The 18,795-nt window shown below is 68.8% G+C and carries 16 protein-coding genes; 9 read left to right on the top strand and 7 right to left on the bottom strand.

The genetic code is table 11. The features are described 5' to 3' along the window. Window positions 1-23: 23 nt before the first annotated feature. Entirely contained in the window at window positions 24-1,877 is a 1,854-nt protein-coding gene (gene sucB, locus E0H50_RS16560; RefSeq protein WP_131289149.1) for a 2-oxoglutarate dehydrogenase, E2 component, dihydrolipoamide succinyltransferase, read from the bottom strand. Window positions 1,878-2,005: 128 nt separating this feature from the next. Continuing rightward, window positions 2,006-3,385: a dihydrolipoyl dehydrogenase gene (gene lpdA / locus E0H50_RS16555; RefSeq protein ID WP_131289147.1), complete on the bottom strand. Its 1,380-nt coding sequence runs from the start codon at window positions 3,383-3,385 to the stop codon at window positions 2,006-2,008. A gap of 196 nt (window positions 3,386-3,581) precedes the next feature. On the opposite strand from lpdA, the gene E0H50_RS16550 reads away from it, so the two are divergent. Continuing rightward, on the top strand, window positions 3,582-3,899 hold the full coding sequence (locus E0H50_RS16550; protein ID WP_131289145.1) for a hypothetical protein: 318 nt from the start codon (window positions 3,582-3,584) through the stop codon (window positions 3,897-3,899). Here E0H50_RS16550 and E0H50_RS16545 read toward each other — a convergent pair. Next, window positions 3,896-4,666, bottom strand: a complete 771-nt coding sequence (locus E0H50_RS16545) for a nitrilase-related carbon-nitrogen hydrolase (protein ID WP_131289143.1) — start codon at window positions 4,664-4,666, stop codon at window positions 3,896-3,898. The two genes, E0H50_RS16550 and E0H50_RS16545, sit on opposite strands and share 4 nt — an antisense overlap. A 29-nt stretch (window positions 4,667-4,695) precedes the next feature. On the opposite strand from E0H50_RS16545, the gene E0H50_RS16540 reads away from it, so the two are divergent. Beyond that, window positions 4,696-5,334 carry a GntR family transcriptional regulator gene (locus E0H50_RS16540; RefSeq protein ID WP_131289141.1) on the top strand — a complete coding sequence of 213 codons (639 nt, stop codon included), beginning with the start codon at window positions 4,696-4,698 and terminating at the stop codon, window positions 5,332-5,334. On the opposite strand, the gene E0H50_RS16535 is transcribed toward E0H50_RS16540, so the two are convergent. Continuing rightward, window positions 5,321-6,622 carry an MFS transporter gene (locus E0H50_RS16535; RefSeq protein ID WP_131289139.1) on the bottom strand — a complete coding sequence of 434 codons (1,302 nt, stop codon included), beginning with the start codon at window positions 6,620-6,622 and terminating at the stop codon, window positions 5,321-5,323. The two genes, E0H50_RS16540 and E0H50_RS16535, sit on opposite strands and share 14 nt — an antisense overlap. A 90-nt stretch (window positions 6,623-6,712) precedes the next feature. Between E0H50_RS16535 and E0H50_RS16530 the strand changes: the two genes are divergently transcribed. Continuing rightward, a complete protein-coding gene (locus E0H50_RS16530) occupies window positions 6,713-7,384 on the top strand; it encodes a DUF2848 family protein (RefSeq protein WP_131289137.1) in 672 nt (223 codons plus the stop codon). 63 nt (window positions 7,385-7,447) lie between these two features. On the opposite strand, the gene E0H50_RS16525 is transcribed toward E0H50_RS16530, so the two are convergent. After that, window positions 7,448-8,944, bottom strand: coding sequence for a leucyl aminopeptidase (locus E0H50_RS16525; RefSeq protein WP_131289135.1), 1,497 nt, complete (start codon window positions 8,942-8,944; stop codon window positions 7,448-7,450). A 97-nt stretch (window positions 8,945-9,041) separates the two neighbouring features. Between E0H50_RS16525 and gcvT the strand changes: the two genes are divergently transcribed. From gcvT to E0H50_RS16495, 6 genes are all read left to right on the top strand, one after another. Continuing rightward, window positions 9,042-10,163, top strand: coding sequence for a glycine cleavage system aminomethyltransferase GcvT (gene gcvT, locus E0H50_RS16520; RefSeq protein WP_131289133.1), 1,122 nt, complete (start codon window positions 9,042-9,044; stop codon window positions 10,161-10,163). A gap of 351 nt (window positions 10,164-10,514) precedes the next feature. After that, a complete protein-coding gene (locus tag E0H50_RS16515) occupies window positions 10,515-11,522 on the top strand; it encodes an ABC transporter permease (RefSeq protein ID WP_131289131.1) in 1,008 nt (335 codons plus the stop codon). Window positions 11,523-11,563: 41 nt separating this feature from the next. Then, window positions 11,564-13,321, top strand: a complete 1,758-nt coding sequence (locus E0H50_RS16510; RefSeq protein ID WP_131289129.1) for an ABC transporter substrate-binding protein — start codon at window positions 11,564-11,566, stop codon at window positions 13,319-13,321. Window positions 13,322-13,418: 97 nt separating this feature from the next. Next, entirely contained in the window at window positions 13,419-14,411 is a 993-nt protein-coding gene (locus tag E0H50_RS16505) for an ABC transporter permease (RefSeq protein ID WP_131289127.1), read from the top strand. Beyond that, window positions 14,408-15,538, top strand: a complete 1,131-nt coding sequence (locus tag E0H50_RS16500) for an ABC transporter ATP-binding protein (protein ID WP_238151008.1) — start codon at window positions 14,408-14,410, stop codon at window positions 15,536-15,538. The genes E0H50_RS16505 and E0H50_RS16500 overlap by 4 nt, the downstream gene beginning before the upstream one ends. Window positions 15,539-15,556: 18 nt before the next feature. Beyond that, window positions 15,557-16,600: an ABC transporter ATP-binding protein gene (locus E0H50_RS16495; RefSeq protein WP_131289125.1), complete on the top strand. Its 1,044-nt coding sequence runs from the start codon at window positions 15,557-15,559 to the stop codon at window positions 16,598-16,600. A 69-nt stretch (window positions 16,601-16,669) separates the two neighbouring features. Here the strand turns inward: E0H50_RS16495 and E0H50_RS16490 are convergent, their stop codons facing one another. Then, window positions 16,670-17,971 carry a sugar ABC transporter permease gene (locus tag E0H50_RS16490; RefSeq protein WP_131289123.1) on the bottom strand — a complete coding sequence of 434 codons (1,302 nt, stop codon included), beginning with the start codon at window positions 17,969-17,971 and terminating at the stop codon, window positions 16,670-16,672. After that, window positions 17,968-18,792, bottom strand: a complete 825-nt coding sequence (locus tag E0H50_RS16485; protein ID WP_131289121.1) for an ATP-binding cassette domain-containing protein — start codon at window positions 18,790-18,792, stop codon at window positions 17,968-17,970. Before E0H50_RS16485 ends, E0H50_RS16490 begins: the two co-directional genes overlap by 4 nt. Window positions 18,793-18,795: the final 3 nt, after the last annotated feature.

The following is an 18,795-nucleotide window of genomic DNA, read 5'->3' as shown; positions in this document are numbered from 1 at the left end:
CCGGCGCCGGGTGTCCGATCGGATCAGACGTCGAACTGGGCCTCTTCGAGGCGCTGCTTGACGGCCGTCAGGTAACGGGCCGCGTCGGCGCCGTCGACCAGGCGGTGGTCGTAGGTCAGCGCCAGGTACACCATCTGCCGGATCGCGATCGTCTCGCCGAGCTCCGGGTGGGTGATGACCACCGGGCGCTTCACCACGGCGCCGGTCCCGAGCATGCCGACCTGCGGCTGGTTCAGGATCGGGGTGTCGAACAGCGCGCCCCGGCTACCGGTGTTGGTGATGGTGAACGTGCCGCCCGCCATCTCGTCCGGCAGCACCTTGTTGTTCCGGGTGCGGTCGGCGAGGTCGGCGATCTTCTTCGCCAGGCCGGCGATGTTCAGGTCGCCGGCGTTGTGCACGACCGGGACCATCAGGCCGCGTTCCACGTCCACCGCGATGCCGAGGTGCTCGGCGGCGTGGTACGTGATCTCGCCCTTCTCCTCGTCGATCGACGCGTTCAGCTTCGGGTACTGCTTGAGCGCGTCCACCGCGGCGAGCGCGAAGAACGGGAGGAAGGACAGCTTGACGCCTTCGCGGGCCTCGAACTCCGCCTTCTTCTTGTTCCGCAGCTTGGCGATCTCGGTGACGTCGACCTCGACGACCGTGGTCAGCTGGGCCGAGACCTTCAGGCTGTTGACCATGTGGGCCGCGATCGCCTTGCGGATCCGGCTCATCTTCTCGGTGGTGCCGCGCAGCGGGCTGACCGCCGGGGCCTTCGCGGCTGCGGCCGGGGCCGCGGCCTGGGCTGCCGGAGCGGGTGCTGCCGCGGCGGCCTTCTTCGCCTCGGCGGCGGCGATCACGTCCTGCTTTCGGATACGGCCGCCGACGCCGGTGCCCTGTACGGCGTTCAGGTCGACCTCGTGCTCCGCGGCGAGCTTGCGGACGAGCGGGGTGACGTAGTTCGCGCCGTCGGCAGCGCCGTTCGGCGACACCGCGGGAGCCGGAGCTGCTGCCGGGGCCGGCGCGGCCGCAGCCGGAGCCGCCTGCGGAGCAGGAGCCTGAGCCGCCGGAGCGGGAGCAGCGGCCGGAGCGGGAGCAGCAGCCGGAGCGGGAGCAGCAGCCGGGGCCGGTGCGGGAGCAGCAGCCGGGGCAGGAGCAGCGGCCGGGGCAGGAGCAGCAGCCTGGGCCGGTGCGGCGGGAGCGGAGGCTGCCGGAGCGGCGGCGGGGGCGGCTGCGCCGGAGCCGACGATGGCCAGTTCGGCGCCGACCTCGACGGTTTCGTCCTCGGCGACCTTGATCTCCAGGAGCTTGCCGGCGATCGGGCTCGGGATCTCGGTGTCGACCTTGTCGGTGGAGACCTCGAGGAGCGGCTCGTCGACGGCCACGTCGTCGCCGACCTGCTTCAGCCAGCGAGTCACGGTGCCTTCGGTCACGCTCTCACCCAGCGCGGGCAGCGTCACCGACGTACCGGACGCGCCGGACGCACCGTCAGCGGGAGCAGCCTCGGCCGGAGCAGGAGCCTCAGCAGCAGGTTCAGGAGCCGGAGCCTCGGCAGCCGGGGCCGGAGCGGACTCAGCAGCCGGAGCGGGAGTGGGCTCGGCGGCCGGCGCGGGCTCGGCGGCGGGCTCGGCGGGGGCCGCAGGTGCGGAGCCGGCCTCGCCGGCGTCGCCGATCACGGCCAGTTCGGCGCCGACCTCGACGGTCTCGTCCTCGGCGGCCTTGATCTCGAGAAGGGTGCCGGCGACGGGGCTCGGGATTTCGGTGTCGACCTTGTCGGTCGAGACCTCCAGCAGGGGTTCGTCCACGGCAACCGTGTCACCGACCTGCTTGAGCCAGCGGGTGACGGTTCCTTCGGTGACGCTCTCCCCGAGGGCCGGCAGGGATACAGAGGTCGGCATGACGGTCGTTGCTCCTTCGTCTGATCGGTCGAGTGTCAGCCTACGGTGCCGCCGGAGCGCCCGGGATCCGGGTCACGGCCGTCCTTGACGCTCCTGCGGTTCCAACCTACTGGGGCGGCCCAGCAGGGTCAGTCATGGAAGTGCAAAGGTTTCCCGGCGAGGGCGAGGTGGGCCTCTCCGAGGGCTTCGTTCTGGGTCGGGTGCGCGTGCACCAGCGGCGCGACATCGGCCGGGTACGCCTCCCAGTTGTAGATCAGCTGGGCCTCGCCGATCAGCTCGCCGACACGCGAACCGACCATGTGCAGCCCCACGACCGCACCGTCCCGCGCGCGGACCAGCTTCACGAACCCGGCCGTCTTCAGGATCTGCGACTTGCCGTTGCCGCCGAGGTTGTAGTTGAGGATCTCGACGTCGCCGTACTTCTCCCGGGCCTGCTCCTCGGTCAGCCCGACGGACGCGACCTCCGGCTCGGAGTACGTCACGCGCGGGATGCCGGCCTCGTCGATCGGCGCCGGGGCGAGGCCCGCGAGGTGCTCGGCGACGAAGATGCCCTGCTGGAACCCGCGGTGCGCGAGCTGCAGGCCCGGCACGATGTCGCCGACCGCGTAGACGCCCGGCACGCTGGTCTGCAGCGTCGCGTCGACGGTCACGAACCCGCGGTCGAGCGCGACACCGACCTCTTCGTACCCGAGACCCGTCGTGTTGGGGCCCCGGCCGACGGCGACCAGCAGGAGCTCGGCCTCGATCACCTCGCCGCCCGCGACGGTCACCCGGACGCCGGAGTCGGTCACCGCGACGGACTCGAACGGCGTACCGGTCTTGAACGCGATCTTCCGCTTCCGGAACGCGCGCTCCAAGGTCTTCGAACAGTCGGCGTCCTCGGCCGGGACCAGCCGCGGCAGCGCCTCGACGATCGTCACCTTGGTGCCGAACGACGTCCACGCGGACGCGAACTCGACGCCGATCACGCCGCCGCCGAGGATCACCGCGGACTCCGGGACCCGGTCGAGCGTCAGCGCGTGCTCGCTCGCGATCACCCGGTGCCCGTCGAGTTCGAGACCGGGCAGCGACTTGGAGTACGAGCCGGAGGCGAGCAGGACATTACGGCCGGTGTACGTCGTGTCGCCGACCTGGACCGTGGTGGGCGAAGTCAGCCGGCCCTCACCCTCGATCACCGTGATGCCGCGGGCCTTCAACTGGCCCTGCAGACCCTTGAACAGCCGGTCGACGACGCCGTCCTTGTACTTGTTCACGCCGCCCATGTCGACGCCCTCGAGTGTCGTCCGGACCCCGAACTGCTCGCTTTCGCGCGCCGAGTCCGCGACCTCGGCCGCGTGCAGCAGCGCCTTGGTCGGGATGCACCCACGGTGCAGACAGGTCCCGCCGACCTTGTCCTTCTCGACCAGCGCCACGGACAGGCCGAGCGTCGCCGCGCGCAGTCCGGCGGCGTAACCACCGCTGCCGCCGCCGAGAATCACCAGGTCGTACGTCGTGCCACTGTCAGTCACAGGTTCCTCCGTGGGGTCCAACAGGCTGTGGGTCTGGGCGGGCGGCCCCGGATCGCGGTTCCGGCCCGGCGTCATCTTGTCACCGATCAGGCCCGGATCCATCCCCGGGCCGGTCGTGGCGGGCAGGCCGGGATCGGCCGCAACCGTTATCCAGGATTTCGGCCCGGACTTGCACAGATAGTGGACACTTACTCCCATGAAGTGGTTCGGTCGCCGGCAGAAGGCCGGAACGATGCGCCGGTCGGACACTCCCGACCAGGCGCACCTGCGCGAGTTCGCCCAGACCCGTCAGGGCGTCGAGGGGTTCGTCGAGCCGCGGACGGCGGTGACGGAGTACACCCTGCTGCTGGTCGCTGTGGACGGCGAGTGGACCCGCCGCCGGGTCCCGTCGGTGAAGTGGGCCCACGACTTCGCGAACCGCCTCGGCATCCCGTCGTACGACGCGGCCGTCGTCGGCTACCCGCCACGGATGCGCGAGTACAACGCCCGCATGAAGAAGAACGGCCTCTCCTAGAGAATCGGCACCCGGGCGCGGACAGCGGCGACGACGGCAGTGTCGACAACAGCGTGCAAGGTTTCAGTTCCGGCGCCGAGTCTCGTGTGGCTCTGACCCAGGGGAGTGGTCAGGCTGCTGCGCCCGATCCCCAGCGGATCCGTGCCGACGGGCGGTACATACGCCTGGTCGCACGCCAGCAACCAGGCCTGAGCGTCCGCGGCGCGAGCACGCGTCAGTAGGTCCCACTGCTCTTCCTTGCCCGGCCCCGCACCCCACGACGCCGGTACGACGATCAGTTCCGCACCGAGCCGCCCGAGCGCGGTGAACTGGTCGGCGAACCGCAGGTCGTAACAGGTCGCCAGCCCGATCGTCACGTCTCGCAGGGCGAACGTCACCAGATCCTTGCCCGGAGCAACAGTGTCCGACTCGCGCGACCCGAAGGCGTCGTACAGGTGGATCTTCCGGTACGACGCTTCGACGCCGGGTCCCGTGACGAGCAGCGTGTTGTACACCCGCCCGTCCTCGGACGGTTCGAACAGGCCGGCGACCACGACGACCCCGGCGTCCGCCGCGGCCTTCCGCAGACCGGTGGCGAACGGTCCGTCCAACGGCTCGGCGATCGAACCCAGGTCGGTCCCGAAGCAGGCCGACGTGGCTTCGGGCAGGATGATCAGTTCGGCGCCGCCGGCGGCCGCGTCCCGGACCGCGCCGGTCGCAGTCGCCAGGTTGGCGACCGGGTCGGGTCCGCTGCTGATCTGGGCCGCGGCCACGTGCACGACTGTCATCAGAACCTCCGAAGCTGTATACATTGAGTATGCAATTGAGTGGGGACTCCGGCCGTGATCGTGCCTATCAGTACTTGCGGGGGACGGTGCTGAGCGACCCGGCCGTGTCGGGGACGTTCATCAACGAGCAGGTCGTCGCGACCGAGGTCGGCATCTCCCGTACGCCGGTGCGCGAGGCGTTGCTGATGCTCGCCGCCGAGGACCTGGTCCAGCTCGTGCCGCACCGCGGTGCGTTCGTCGCGCCGCTGCCCGGCCGCGAGATCGCCGAGCTGATGCAGGCCCGCGGTGTGATCGAGTGCTGGGCCGCGTCGACTTCTCTCGCGGCGGATGCGGCTCCGGTCGAGGCGATGAACGACGTCCTCGAGCAGCAGCGGGCGATCGTCGAGCAGGGCGACGCCAAGGCGTTCATCGAGCTGGACAGCAAGTTCCACGCGCTCCTCGTCGAGGCCGGCGGCAACTCGGTGCTCGGTCGCCTGTACGACAACCTGCGGTCCAAGCACGTGCTCCTCGGCGTCGTGGCCCTGCAACGGAGCGCCACTCGCCGGCAGGATGTCCTCGCCGAGCACCAGGCCATCGTCGATGGCTTGGCGGCCGGCGAACCGGCGGCAGCCGAGAAGGCGATCCTCAGCCATCTCGGCACCACCGGCTCGGTTCTCATGCAGGGCTGACGGCAAGGGAGTCCTCCTGCACGGCCCGGCCGAGGCGCAGGCCGACAAGCGTGATCGAGCACGCCACGATGATGTACGCCGCGATCACGTAGCCGGTGCCCGCCTTGGCGAGGAAGTACGTGAACGCCAGCGGCGCGAGCGCACCGCCGATGACGCCTGCGAACGTGTAGGCGAGTGAGCTCCCGGTGTATCGCAGCCTCGCGGTGAACTGCTCCGACACGAACGCCGCCTGCGGCCCGTACATCAGCGAGTGGAACACCAGCCCGATCACCACTCCCGGGAGCACGGTCGCCAGCGACGACGCCATCGCGAAGAACACCACGCTCCACACGGCTCCTCCGACCGCACCGATCGCATAGACCGTACGACGCCCGTACCGGTCCGAAAGCCAGCCGGACCAGGGAATCAGCACGACCTGCAGCGCAGAACCGACCAGCACCGCGGTCACCGCCTCGCCGCGACTCATGCCCAACTCCTTGGTCGCGTACGTCAGGACGAAGACCGCGAACATCGCGTACAGCACGTCCGGACCCACTCTGGCCAGGATCGCTGCAATCAGCGGGCGCCGCTGCGTCCGCAGCACCTCGGACACCGGAGCTGTCGGCCGATCGCCTCGCGCCTCGAGTTCGCGGAACACCGGCGTTTCCTCGAGCCTGGAACGGATCAGGAGACCGAAGGCGACCAGTACGGCGGACAGCAGGAAGGCGACCCGCCAGCCCCAGCTGAGGAACGCGTCCTCGGACAACGCCCCGGCCAGGACAGCCAGCACGCCGTTGGCCAGCAATGTCCCGAGCGGCGGACCGACCTGGGCGGCTGACGCCCAGAAGCCGCGTTGACCCGCCTCGCTGAACTCACTGCTCAGCAGCACAGCCCCACCCCACTCGCCACCCACTCCGACGCCCTGCGCGAAGCGGAGTACGACCAGCAGCGTCGGTGCCAGGGCGCCGGCTGACGCGTACGTCGGCAGCAAGCCGATGAAGAAGGTGGCGACGCCGATCAGCAGCAGGGTGGCGACCAGTACGCGTTTGCGGCCGATCACGTCCCCGAGCCGGCCGAAGAAGATGCCGCCGAGCGGGCGCGCGACGTACCCGACGGCGTACGTCGCGAAGGCCTGCAGCGTCCCGGTCAGCGGATCGCTGCCGGGGAAGAAGAGGTCGCCGAAGACGAGGGCGGCGGCGGAGCTGTAGACGGCGAAGTCGTACCACTCCAGCGAGGTGCCGGACAGGCTCGCGGCGAAGGCCTTGTGCAGACCGCGGCGATCGGGAGGGGAGGGCGGAGCGCTGGACATCGAGGTGGACCTCCTTGAGGGGATGCTCCATACTCGTTGTATACGACGTGTTCACGCAAGCGCTGATTCAAGAAAATCTGGAGGAGCCCGATGACGATGCGGTTCACCTTGCCCGACGGGAGTGAGCGGGCGGTCACCGTCCGCTATGCGCTGAACGCGGGCTACGCCGGCCGTGACACCGCGCAGGTCCAGCATCACGTGGACGAGCTGGCCCAGCTCGGCGTACCGGCTCCGCGCCGCATCCCGACGCTGTACCCGCTGTCCGCGTCACTCGTCGGACGGCCGGAGGTCGTGCAGGTCGCCCACGCCAAGACGTCCGGTGAGGCGGAGTGGGCGCTGGTGGTCGGCGAGGACGACGTCTTGCTCACGGCCGCGTGCGATCACACGGACCGGGCCCTCGAGGTGCATGGCGTTGCCTGGAGCAAGCAATCCGCGCCGGACCTGCTCGGTGACGTCGCCTGGCCGCTCAGGGAGATCGAGGACGAACTCGACCGGTTCACCTTGAAGGCGTGGGTCCGGCACGGGGACGTCGAGACGCTGATCCAGGACGGGACACTGGCACAGTTGCTGCCGCCGTCGTACTGGATCGAGGAGCTGGGGGAGCGGATCGTTCCGGGCACCGTGCTGCTCAGCGGGACGATCCCGATGATCCCGGGCGTCGACCAGTTCGCCGACGCGTGGCGGGTGGAGCTGACCGACCCGCGCGGTCTCAGCAGCCGCGTCGTGTACTCGATCGAGCAGCTCGCACCGGCCTGGGACTGACGTGCAGGAACAGCCGGCCCCTATCGCACCGGGACCGGCTGCACCATGCTGGAGATTCGCTCCTCAGCTCGCTGAGGCGGCGAGCTCGACCAGGGTGCGGACGGCGTAGCCAGTGCCGCCGGTCGGGGTGTAACCGGAAGGGCCGCCGTCGTTGAAGGCGGGGCCGGCGACGTCCAGGTGCACCCAGTCGATGCCGTCAGCAACGAAGTCGCCGAGGAAGGCGGCCGCGGCGAGGGCGCCGCCCCAGGGCTCGCCGGTGATGTTCGCCAGGTCGGCGACCTTGGAGTGCGACTTCAGCTTGTCCAGCATCTCGGCCGGGATCGGCAGCGGCCACATCGACTCACCCGCCGCGACCGCCGCGTCCACCACCCGGTCGCGGGCCGTGTCGGTGTTCCCGAACGCACCGGCCACCTTGGTGCCGAGGGCAACGACACAGGCGCCGGTCAGGGTGGCCACGTCGATGATCAGGTCGGGCTGGTCCGCGGACGCGCGGACCAGCGCGTCACCGAGTACCAGGCGGCCCTCGGCGTCGGTGTTCAGCACCTCGACGGTCTTGCCGCCGTACATCGTCAGCACGTCGGAAGGCCGGGCCGCGGAACCCGACGGCATGTTCTCGGCCATCGCGGCGTACGACGTCACCTGGACCGGCAGGCCGAGCCGGGCGATGGCGATCGTCGCGCCGATCACCGCGGCGGCGCCGGCCATGTCGGACTTCATGCTCACCATGCCGGTCGACGTCTTCAGCGACAGGCCGCCGGAGTCGAAGGTGATGCCCTTGCCGACGAACGCGAGGTGCGTAACCGGCTTGCGAGGGGTGTAGGTCAGCCGGACCAGCCGCGGCGGGTTGCTCGAGCCCTGGCCGACGCCGAGGATGCCGCCGTACCCGCCCTTGGCGAGCGCCTTCTCGTCGAGCACCTCGACCTTGACGCCGTACTCCTTGCCGAGCTTGACCGCGTCGGCCGCGAACTCGGCCGGGTGCAGGTCCGACGGCGGCGTGTTCACCCAGTCGCGCACCTGCGCGACGGCCTCCGCGGTCACCTGGGCGCGCTCGAGGGCGGCCTTGGCGTCCTTGTTCCGGGCCAGGTCGGTGAGCACGGTCAGGTTGCCGGGCGCGTCGTTCGCGCCGTCCGACGACTTGTACGCCGTGAACGCGTAGCGACCCATCAGCGCGCCCTCGGCCACCGCGCGCACGCACTCGGCGTCCGGAGTCGGAAGCGCGAACGCGACGGACTGAGAGATCTTGGCGGCCCGCACACCGGTCCCGGCCGCGGTCCGCAGGTCCTCGGTCTTCAGTTCGCCGTCCGGGGCGGCGCCGAGACCGACCGCGATCAGGGTGGCCGACTTGCCGGGGTTGGGACCGGGCACCTTCGTCACCTCGCCGGCCTTGCCGGTGGCGCCGAGCCCGGACAGCACCTCCACCAGCTTCCCGCCGTACGCGGCGTTCAGCGATTCGGTGCCGGCCGGCAGCGTGACACCGCCGCCGCTCTTGACCACGCCGATGACCACGGCGTCGCTCTTGACGCCGGCGGCATCTGACTTGCTCAGGGTGATGGTGGTCACGAAATCCTCAGTCCTCCTTGACCGGCGGGCAGACAGCCGGTCGTCACGGTACGTGCGAGCTGCCTCCGCATGCTACGCGTCCGGTAGTTTGCGCTCCATGACCCCGTCATCTTCGCAGTCGCCTGTTCTGAAGAAGTCCCCGTTGCACGAGCGCCACGTCGCGCTCGGCGCCAAGTTCGCCGAGTTCGGCGGCTGGGAGATGCCCCTGGAGTATTCCGGCGTCGTGGCCGAGCACACCGCGGTGCGTACGTCGGTCGGCGTCTTCGACGTCAGCCATCTCGGCAAGGCGACCGTCAAGGGTCCGGGCGCCGCGGCGTACGTGAACGCGTGCCTGACCAACGATCTCGGCAAGATCGCGCCCGGTCAGGCGCAGTACACGCTGTGCTGCAACGAGAACGGGGGAGTGGTCGACGACCTGATCGCCTACCTGCACGCCGACGACGACGTGTTCCTGATCCCGAACGCTGCCAACACGGCCGAGGTCGTGCGCCTGCTCCAGGCCGACGCACCCGACGGCGTCGAGGTGACCAACGTCCACGACGACTACGCGATCCTCGCGGTGCAGGGCGCGAACAGCGACGAGGTGGTGTCCGCGATCGGCCTGCCGACGGGCAGAGACGGCATGGACTACATGTCCTTCGCGACAGCCGACTTCGGCGGTACGCCGGTGGTCGTGTGCCGCACCGGCTACACGGGTGAGCGCGGCTTCGAGCTCGTCGTACCGAACGCCGCCGCGGTGGCGGTGTTCGACGCGCTGCTGGCGGCCGGCGAGCAGTACGGCATCGTCCCGGCCGGACTGGGCGCGCGGGACACGCTGCGGACCGAGATGGGGTACCCGCTGCACGGTCAGGACATCGCGCCGGACATCACGCCCGTCCAGGCACGGTCGGGCTGGGCCGTCGGCTGGAAGAAGGAGCACTTCTGGGGCGACGCGGCCCTGCGCGCCGAGAAGGAGCGCGGACCGGCCCGGATCCTGCGCGGCCTGCGGGCCGCCGGACGGGGTATTCCGCGGCCGCACATGGCGGTTCTGGATCAATCTGGTACGGCGCTGGGTGAAGTTACCTCCGGAACGTTCTCGCCGACGCTGAAGAAAGGTATTGCGTTGGCGTTGCTGGACGCGTCGGTGAAAGAAGGCGATCAGGTAACCGTCGACATCCGGGGCCGCGGGGAAACCTTCGACGTCGTCAAACCGCCCTTCGTGACGGTTCACGTGCGCTGACCCCGTTCCGCGACCGAACGTCGAGAATCGTTACCGTCCGTAATAACCTGGCACAAAATGGCCACTGTCGGTACTGTGCCGACGCGTTTCGCAAGGGCTCAACTGCGGACGGTGACCAAACGGGGCAATTATCCCGTTCGACTACCGGTTCCGGTAACGATTTGTTTACCGCTGCCGGGCACTGCTGGTTTGGTGTCACCGCGTCGGGCAGGCTAGCGCCCGGCTCGGACGGAATCGCTTGTCAAGGCGATTTGACCGGAGCCCTCAAGAGAGCAAAGGTCGGCACGCCATCCACCGATGTGTGCCGGATCCGCGGACCGAAATCCGGCCGACTGAACTGACGGAGTGCGAATGAGTATTGGGTCGCCCGACTCGACCGTAGGGGTCGAAGATCACCCGGCCTCTGCGGAGCCGGCCCGCACGGCCGCCACTCCGCACGGCAAGTCGCCGAGCCGGATCGCCTTCGACCGGCTCCGCAAGGACAGGGTCGCGGTGATCTGCGCGTCGATCGTGCTGTTCTTCGTCCTGGTCGCGATCTTCGCGCCGCTGCTGTCCAAGCTCGAGGGCCAGGACATCAGCACCTTCAACACCCAGCAGATCGACGAGTTCGGCTACCCGACGATCGGCATCACCGCGGACCACTGGTTCGGCATCGAGCCGAAGACCGGCCGGGACAACTTCGCCCGCTGGGTGTACGGCGCCCGCCCGTCGCTGATCATCGCGTTCCTGGCGACCGTGGTCGGCACCGCGATCGGCGTCGTGATGGGTCTGCTGGCCGGCTTCCTCGGCGGCTGGGTGGACCGGATCATCTCCTGGCTGATCGACTTCGTGCTCAGCCTGCCGTTCCTGCTGTTCGCGATCGCGCTGGTCCCGATCGTCGAGTCGCTGCGCGGCGGGTCGTTCAACCTGTCGCCGGAGGACCAGGCGAACATCCGGTTCTACGTGCTGATCTTCGTCCTCGCGTTCTTCGGCTGGGCGGGCCTGGCCCGGATCATCCGCGGCGAGGTGCTCTCGCTGCGCGAGCGCGAGTTCGTGCTCGCCGCGAAGGCGATCGGTGTGCCGACCTGGCAGGTCCTGTTCAAGGAGCTGCTGCCCAACCTGGTGGCCCCGATCGTGATCTCGGCCTCGCTGGCCGTCCCGGCGTACGTGACCGCGGAGGCCGGGCTCTCGTTCCTCGGTGTCGGACTGGTCGAGCCGAAGCCCTCGTGGGGCCAGACGATCGCCGTCGCCACCAACTGGTACAAGGCCGACCCGCTCTACCTCTGGCTGCCGGTCATCGGGATCACCGCTCTGGTGCTCGCGCTGGCCCTGCTCGGAGACGCGATCCGGGACGCCTTCGACCCCAAGACTCGCCGGTAGTACGGCGATTGCCCCAGCGGCAGAAAAGGAGAAACCCGACCATGCAGTGGAAACGGATAACCGCAGTCGCGGCGACGGTCATGCTGACCGCCGTGGCCTGTGGCAGCCCGTCCTCGAACAGCGGCAGCAAGGGCGGCACCGACGCGGTGGGAGGCGCCCAGGTCAAGGCGACGGACCCCACTGCGAAAGGCCCGGCCCCTGACGTCGAGGGCGCGAAGAAGGGCGGGACGATCACCGTCCTGTCCGACGTGACGCCCTCCGGCTTCGACCCGACCGACACGTACTACGTGGACGGCAACGCGATCGAGAAGCTGTACTTCCGCGCGCTGACCCAGTTCCGCCTCGACGGCCCGGACAAGAAGCCGGTGCTGGTACCGGACCTGGCTGAGGACCTCGGCACCAAGTCCGACGACGGCCTGACCTGGACCTTCAAGCTCAAGCAGGGCATCAAGTACCAGGACGGTACGCCGGTCAAGGCCGAGGACTACGCGTACGCGATCAAGCGGTCCTTCGCGCACACGCTGTACGAGAACGGCCCGACGTACCAGATGGACTACTTCCTGGACGGACAGACCTACAAGGGTCCGTACGTCGCCGGGGGCGACGTCTACAAGGGCGTCGAGACGCCGGACGACCACACCCTGGTCATCAAGTTGGCGAAGAAGTTCGACGACCTGCCGTTCTACGCGGCGTTCCCGCTCTTCGCGCCGATGCCGAAGGCGAAGGACACCCAGAAGAACTACGAGCAGCACCCGATGTCGACCGGTCCGTACATGGTCCAGTCCTACAACCCGGGCAGCGAGCTCAAGCTGGTGAAGAACCCGAACTGGGACCCGAACACCGACCCGGTGCGGCACCAGTACGTCGACGGCTGGGACTTCAAGTTCGGTCAGGACACCATCAAGGCGCAGCGCCAGGTGCTGGTCAGCTCCGGCCCGGACGCCAACGCGGTGAACTACTCGAACCTGGACACCACGCTGCTGCCCGAGGTCAAGGACCAGGCGCAGCTGATCACCGGTCAGTCGCCGTGCACGAACATGTACACGATGGACACCCAGAAGATCCCGCTGGACGTCCGCAAGCTGATCGCCAAGGCGTACCCGTACAACTCGTGGCGCAAGGTCGCCGGTCTGAACCCGACCACCGACCCGCCCGCGTCGACGATCCTGCCGCCGGCCGTCCCGGGCTACGAGAAGTACGAGCTGCCGGGCCTGAACGGCACCGGTAACGGCGCCGAGGACGACGCGGTCGCCAAGGAGGTCAAGGACGAGCTGGCCAAGATCGGCAAGTCGAACTTCGAGCTCAGCTGGTACTACTCGATCGACGACAAGATCTCGACCCAGGCCAACCAGCTGCGCAAGCAGGTCTTCGAGAAGGCCGGCTTCAAGGTCAAGGCGATCGGTGTCCCGAAGGCCAACATCCGTAAGTTCACGGGTGCGCCGGACGCTCCGGTCAACATCGGCCGCACCCCGGCCGGCTGGTGCTCCGACTGGCCGAGTGCCACGAGCTGGTTCCCGGTGCTGTTCACGTCCGCAGCGGTCGCGGCGGGTAACAGTGTCGGTCAGCTGAAGGACCCGGAGCTGGACAAGCAGATCGAGGCGATCCAGGCCAAGTCTCCGGACGAGCAGCTGAAGGAGTGGCCGAAGATCGACAAGGAGATCATGGAGAAGTACCTCCCGGTCCTGCCGCTCTACTACAGCTCGAGCAACATGCCGGTCGGCAAGAACATCGGCGGTGCGGTGAACGACCCGACCCAGGGCGTGTTCGAGTTCACCTCGATGTTCCTGAAGCAGCCCTGACCGACGTCCGTTCTGAAGCAGTACTGATCCACTGAGGGTGGCGTGGTGCCCGGACCACAAGTCCGGGCACCACGCCGATCGGTGAGGAGATAATCCCGTGCTCTATTTCGTGGCGCGCCGCTTGGTCAGCGCGCTCAGTGTGGTGCTGGCAACGTTGATCGCGACGTTCGCGCTGTTCTTCATCGCGCCGACCGATCCGGCCGCCGCCATCTGCGGTGAGCGCAACTGCACGCAGCAGCGCTATGAGGAGATCACGAAGAACCTGAACCTCGACCGGCCGAAGGTCGAGCAGTTCGCCGACTACACGATCGGGATCTTCGCCGGCCGCGACTTCACCACGTCCGGTGTCACGCAGCACTGCGCGGCGCCGTGCCTCGGCTTCTCGTTCAAGAACGACCGGCCGGTCACGGAACTGATCGGCTCCAGGTTCCCGGTGACGTTGTCGCTGGTCCTCGGGTACGCCGTCCTGGTCCTGACGATCGGTGTGTTCGTCGGATCGATGGCCGCGAAGAGACGCGGGAGCCTCGGCGACCGGGCGTTGATGACCAGCACGCTGGTGGTCAGCTCGGTGCCCTACTACATCGTGGCGCTGATGGTCGCGCTGTACCTGACCATCGTCTACCCGATCCTGCCGCGGGGTGAGTGGACACCACCCTCGGAGAACTTCGGGAAGTTCATCGCCGGCCTGCTGACTCCCTGGCTGGTGCTCGGCATCTACAACTGCACGTCCTACGCGCGGTACTCCCGCGGATCCATGGTCGAGACGCTGAGCGAGGACTACATCCGGACCGCACGGGCCAAGGGCCTGTCCGACCGGGTGGTCACCTACAAGCACGCGCTCCGCTCCGGGCTGATCCCGGTCGTGACGATCTTCGGCCTGGACATCGCCGGCAGCCTCGGCGGCGCGATCTTCACCGAGCGGATCTTCGACCTCCCCGGGCTCGGGCAGCTGGTGCTGGACAGCCTGAACAACTACGACCTGCCCGTGATCATGGGCACCGTGCTGGTCGCGTCGGTGATCATCGTCGCGATGAACTTCCTGGTGGACATCGGCTACAGCCTGATCGACCCGCGAGTGAGGCTGTCGTGAGCACTCCCGCCCCCGAAGACAAGAAGGACGCTCCTGTGGACGCCAAGCGCGGTCCGTCGGTCGCCACCCGTGAACGCCGGCAGGGTTCGATCAACCCGAGCGGCGAGACGCCGTACCTGGTGGTCGAGGACCTGGCCGTGAAGTTCCCGACCGCCGACGGTCTGGTGAGCGCCGTCAACGGGCTGAGCTACTCGGTCCCGCTCGGCCGCACGCTGGCCATCGTCGGCGAGTCCGGCTCCGGCAAGTCGGTGTCGAGTATGGCCGTGATGGGCCTGCACGACCGCAAGCGGACCCGGATCACCGGCTCGATCCGGCTGGGCGGCGACGAACTCGTCGGCCTGTCCGAGAACGACCTGATGAAGATCCGCGGCGACGCGATGTCGATGGTGTTCCAGGACCCGCAGTCCTCGCTGCATCCGCTGTACACGATCGGCAACCAGCTGGTCGAGGCGTACCGCGTGCACCACAAGGTCTCCAAGGACGTGGCGAAGAAGCGGGCGCTGGAGATGCTCGACCTGGTCGGGATCCCGAACCCGCCGCGCCGGTTCTCGCAGTACCCGCACGAGTTCTCCGGCGGTATGCGGCAGCGCGCGATGATCGCGATGAGCCTGATCAACGACCCGAAGCTGGTGATCGCCGACGAGCCGACCACCGCGCTGGACGTGACCGTGCAGGCGCAGATCCTGGACCTGCTGAACAACCTGCAGAAGGAGTTCGGCTCCGCGATCGTGCTGATCACCCACGACCTCGGGGTGGTCGCCGAGATGGCCGACGACGTCCTGGTGATGTACGCCGGGCGCTGTGTCGAGTACGGCACCGCCGAGGACGTCCTGGCGAACCCGCGGATGCCGTACACCTGGGGTCTGCTCGAGTCGATCCCGACCGTTTCCGCGGCCAACGAGCGGCTGCGCCCGATCAAGGGCCTACCGCCGAGCCTGCTGAACCTGCCGGAGGGCTGCTCGTTCGCGGCCCGCTGCCCGTACGTCGATCGCGTCAAGGGCGAGCTCTGCACCACCCAACTCCCGGACCTGCTGCCGGTCGACGGCGCCGGTGCGCACACTTCCCGTTGTCACCTGCACGACAAGGCCTCGATCTACGAGACCGAGATCGCGCCGAGACTGGGCTGACGAGGGGACTGAGGAACCATGAGCGAAACCAAGAACGACACCCCGCGCGACACACTGCTGCAGGTCCGCGACCTGAAGATGCACTTCCCGATCAAGGAAGCCGCCGGTCTCGGCCGCACCAAGAAGGTCGTGCAGGCCGTCGACGGCGTGTCCTTCGAGCTGAAGGCCGGCGCCAGCCTCGGCCTGGTCGGCGAGTCCGGCTGCGGTAAGTCGACCACCGGCCGGATGATCACCCGGCTGCTGACCCCGACGTCCGGCGAGATCGTGTTCAAGGGCACGGACATCGCGCAGCTGAAGGAGCGGGAGCTGCGGCCGTTCCGCCGCCAGCTGCAGATCGTCTTCCAGGACCCGTACAGCTCGCTGAACCCGCGGCAGACGGTCAGCAACATCATCAGTACGCCGCTGCGCGTGCACAACCTGGTCAAGAAGGGGCAGGAGCTCGCGCGGGTCCAGGAACTGCTGGAGCGCGTCGGCCTGAACCCGGAGCACCACAACCGGTACCCGAACGAGTTCTCCGGCGGTCAGCGGCAGCGGATCGGGATCGCCCGGGCGCTCGCGGTGGAGCCCGAGGTGATCATCGCCGACGAGCCGGTGTCCGCGCTCGACGTGTCGATCCAGGCCCAGGTGATGAACCTGCTCGAGGACCTGCGCAAGGACCTCGGGATCGCGTTCGTGTTCATCGCCCACGACCTCGGCGTCGTCCGGCACTTCTGTGACGAGGTCGCGGTGATGTACCTCGGCAAGATCGTCGAGCAGGGCAGCCGGGACCAGATCTACAACGCGCCGCAGCACCCGTACACGCAGGCGCTGCTGTCGGCGGCGCCGGACCTCGGCACCATCCGGGGCGTCCCGCCGAAGGAGCGGATCCGGCTGGTCGGCGACGTACCCTCGCCGATCGACCCGCCGAGCGGCTGCCGGTTCCGGACCCGCTGCTGGAAGGCGGAGGACATCTGCGCCACCCAGGAGCCGCTGCTGGAGATCAAGCCGCAGTCGACGCCGGGTCACACGGCCGCCTGCCACTTCGCGGAGCCGAAGGTCGACCTGATCGCCGAAACCGCCTAGAACCGAACCGCACAGAACCAAGATGGCCCCCGTCAACGGCGACGGGGGCTTTCTTGTGTCTGGCAACAGTCAGGCGCGGCCGTGGGCCTGGCGGCTGCGGCGGCTGAGCGAGTCGATCGTGACCGCGATCAGCAGCACGCCCGCGGTGACGATGTAGCGGACGTTGGAGTCCAGGCTGAGCAGCGCGAGACCGTTGGAGATCGAGGTGATCACCAACGCGCCGAGCAGCGCCGAGTACGCCGAACCGCGGCCGCCGAACAGGCTGGTGCCGCCGATCACGGCGGACGCGATCGCGTTCAGGTTCACGTCCGTGCCGCCGCTGGCCTGCCCGACCGCGACCAGCCGCGCCGCCGCGAGGATGCCGCCCACCGCGGCGAAGGTGGTGCAGGCGGCGAACACCGACAGGTAGATCATCCGGACGTTGATACCGGCCCGGCGCGCGGCCTCGACGTTGCCGCCGACGGCGAAGACCGAGCGGCCCCAGCGCGTCCGGCGTACGGCGAGGTCCGTGATCACGACCAGTGCGAGGAAGAGCAGGAACATCGACGAGACGCCGCGGTCGCCGTTCAGGACCGCGACCGGGATCAGCAGCACGATCGCGAGGCCGGCGGCCTTGATCGCGATCACCGAGTTCGGCGCCGCGGAGAGACCGGCCGCGGCGCGGGCGGTCCGGCCCTGCCAACGGCTCAGCGCATAGGCGGCGACGACCAGTGCGACCAGCGCGTAGGCCATCGCGGGAGAGAGGAAGCTCCGCGTCGCGAAGCCGACCAGCGCGGAGTCGTACGGCAGGTTGATCGTGCCGTCCTTGCCGAGCACCAGCAGTTGCAGCCCGAGGAACCCGAGCAGACCGGCGAGGGTGATGACGAAGCTCGGTACGCCGAAGCGGGTGTACAGCAGGCCGTAGAACAGGCCGATCAGTACGCCGAGCGCGATGGCGGCGACGAGCGACAGCACGATCGGCCAGCCCTGGTTGACGAAGGTGACGCCGACGACCGCGGCCGCCACGCCGCTGACCGAGCCGACCGAGAGGTCGATCTCACCGAGCAGCAGGACCAGAACGATGCCGAGGGCAATCACCCCGACGGACGTGGTCTGCAGCGTCAGGTTCACCAGGTTGCGGCTGGACAGGAACGAGCTGTTCGCGATCTGGAAGACCGCCCAGATGATGACCAGGCCGACGACGACCGGGACCGAGCCCAGGTCACCGGACCGCAGCCGGGAGGTGAAGGCGCCGACCGCGCCGCTGATGCCCTCCCGGGCGATCAGCCGCTCGTCCTGGAGATCGGCCGGCAGCTGGGCCGCACCGTTCTCCTCGGGCGCCGCCGTCGTACTGATGTCCTGGGGGCGGGTCCCCGATCCTTGGAGACTCATGAGGCCGGTCCCTCTTCCTTGCTCCGGCGCGCTGCGCGTTCGGAGACCGCGTTGTCGGTGGCGCCGGTGATGGCGGCGATGATGTCCTGCGTCCGGGTCTCGCTGACCACGAAGACGCCGTTGTTGCGGCCGAGACGGAGTACGGCGACCCGGTCGGCGACCGCCATCACGTCGGCCATGTTGTGGCTGATCAGGATCACCGCGAGACCGCGTTCGCGGAGCCGCTCGACCAGGTTGAGGACCTCGGCGGTCTGAGCTACGCCGAGGGCCGCGGTCGGCTCGTCCAGCATCACGACCTTGGGCCGGCCGAGCAGGCTGCGCGCGATCGCGACGGTCTGGCGCTGGCCGCCGGACAGGCTGGCGACCGGGATCCGGACCGACGGGATCTTCGCGGACAGCTGCCGGAGCAGCTCCCAGGACGAGCGTTCCATCTCGACCTCGTCGAGCGCGCCGTTCTTGTGCAGTTCGCGGCCGAGGTACAGGTTCGCGACCACGTCGAGGTTGTCGCACAGCGCCAGGTCCTGGAACACGGTGGCGATGCCGAGCTGCTGCGCCTCGGCCGGGCTGCCGACCCGGACCGGCTTGCCGTCGAACACCATCGACCCGTCGTCGGCGGTGTAGACGCCGGCGATCGTCTTGACCAGCGTCGACTTGCCGGCGCCGTTGTCGCCGACGAGGGCCAGTACCTCACCGGCGCGGACGTCCAGCTCGATGTTCTTGAGGGCCTGGACGGCGCCGAAACGCTTGGAAATCCCCTGCAGCGTCAGCACCGTACCGGCGCCGACGTCGAGGGGAGTCGGGGTACTTGGGGTCACAGTCACTCG

Source organism: Kribbella sindirgiensis (genome assembly GCF_004331435.1).
GTDB lineage: Bacteria > Actinomycetota > Actinomycetes > Propionibacteriales > Kribbellaceae > Kribbella > Kribbella sindirgiensis.
Note: the sequence above shows the minus strand (reverse complement) of the source record. Positions and strands in the feature narration are given on the sequence as shown.

What these genes read in the sequence shown, in the direction of transcription:
- sucB (WP_131289149.1), bottom strand. Translation starts at nt 1,877, where the DNA reads ATGCCGACCTCTGTATCCCTGCCGGCCCTCGGGGAGAGCGTCACCGAA.
- E0H50_RS16550 (WP_131289145.1), top strand. Translation starts at nt 3,582, where the DNA reads ATGAAGTGGTTCGGTCGCCGGCAGAAGGCCGGAACGATGCGCCGGTCG.
- E0H50_RS16545 (WP_131289143.1), bottom strand. Translation starts at nt 4,666, where the DNA reads ATGACAGTCGTGCACGTGGCCGCGGCCCAGATCAGCAGCGGACCCGAC.
- E0H50_RS16540 (WP_131289141.1), top strand. Translation starts at nt 4,696, where the DNA reads ATGCAATTGAGTGGGGACTCCGGCCGTGATCGTGCCTATCAGTACTTG.
- E0H50_RS16535 (WP_131289139.1), bottom strand. Translation starts at nt 6,622, where the DNA reads ATGTCCAGCGCTCCGCCCTCCCCTCCCGATCGCCGCGGTCTGCACAAG.
- E0H50_RS16530 (WP_131289137.1), top strand. Translation starts at nt 6,713, where the DNA reads ATGACGATGCGGTTCACCTTGCCCGACGGGAGTGAGCGGGCGGTCACC.
- gcvT (WP_131289133.1), top strand. Translation starts at nt 9,042, where the DNA reads ATGACCCCGTCATCTTCGCAGTCGCCTGTTCTGAAGAAGTCCCCGTTG.
- E0H50_RS16515 (WP_131289131.1), top strand. Translation starts at nt 10,515, where the DNA reads ATGAGTATTGGGTCGCCCGACTCGACCGTAGGGGTCGAAGATCACCCG.
- E0H50_RS16510 (WP_131289129.1), top strand. Translation starts at nt 11,564, where the DNA reads ATGCAGTGGAAACGGATAACCGCAGTCGCGGCGACGGTCATGCTGACC.
- E0H50_RS16495 (WP_131289125.1), top strand. Translation starts at nt 15,557, where the DNA reads ATGAGCGAAACCAAGAACGACACCCCGCGCGACACACTGCTGCAGGTC.
- E0H50_RS16490 (WP_131289123.1), bottom strand. Translation starts at nt 17,971, where the DNA reads ATGAGTCTCCAAGGATCGGGGACCCGCCCCCAGGACATCAGTACGACG.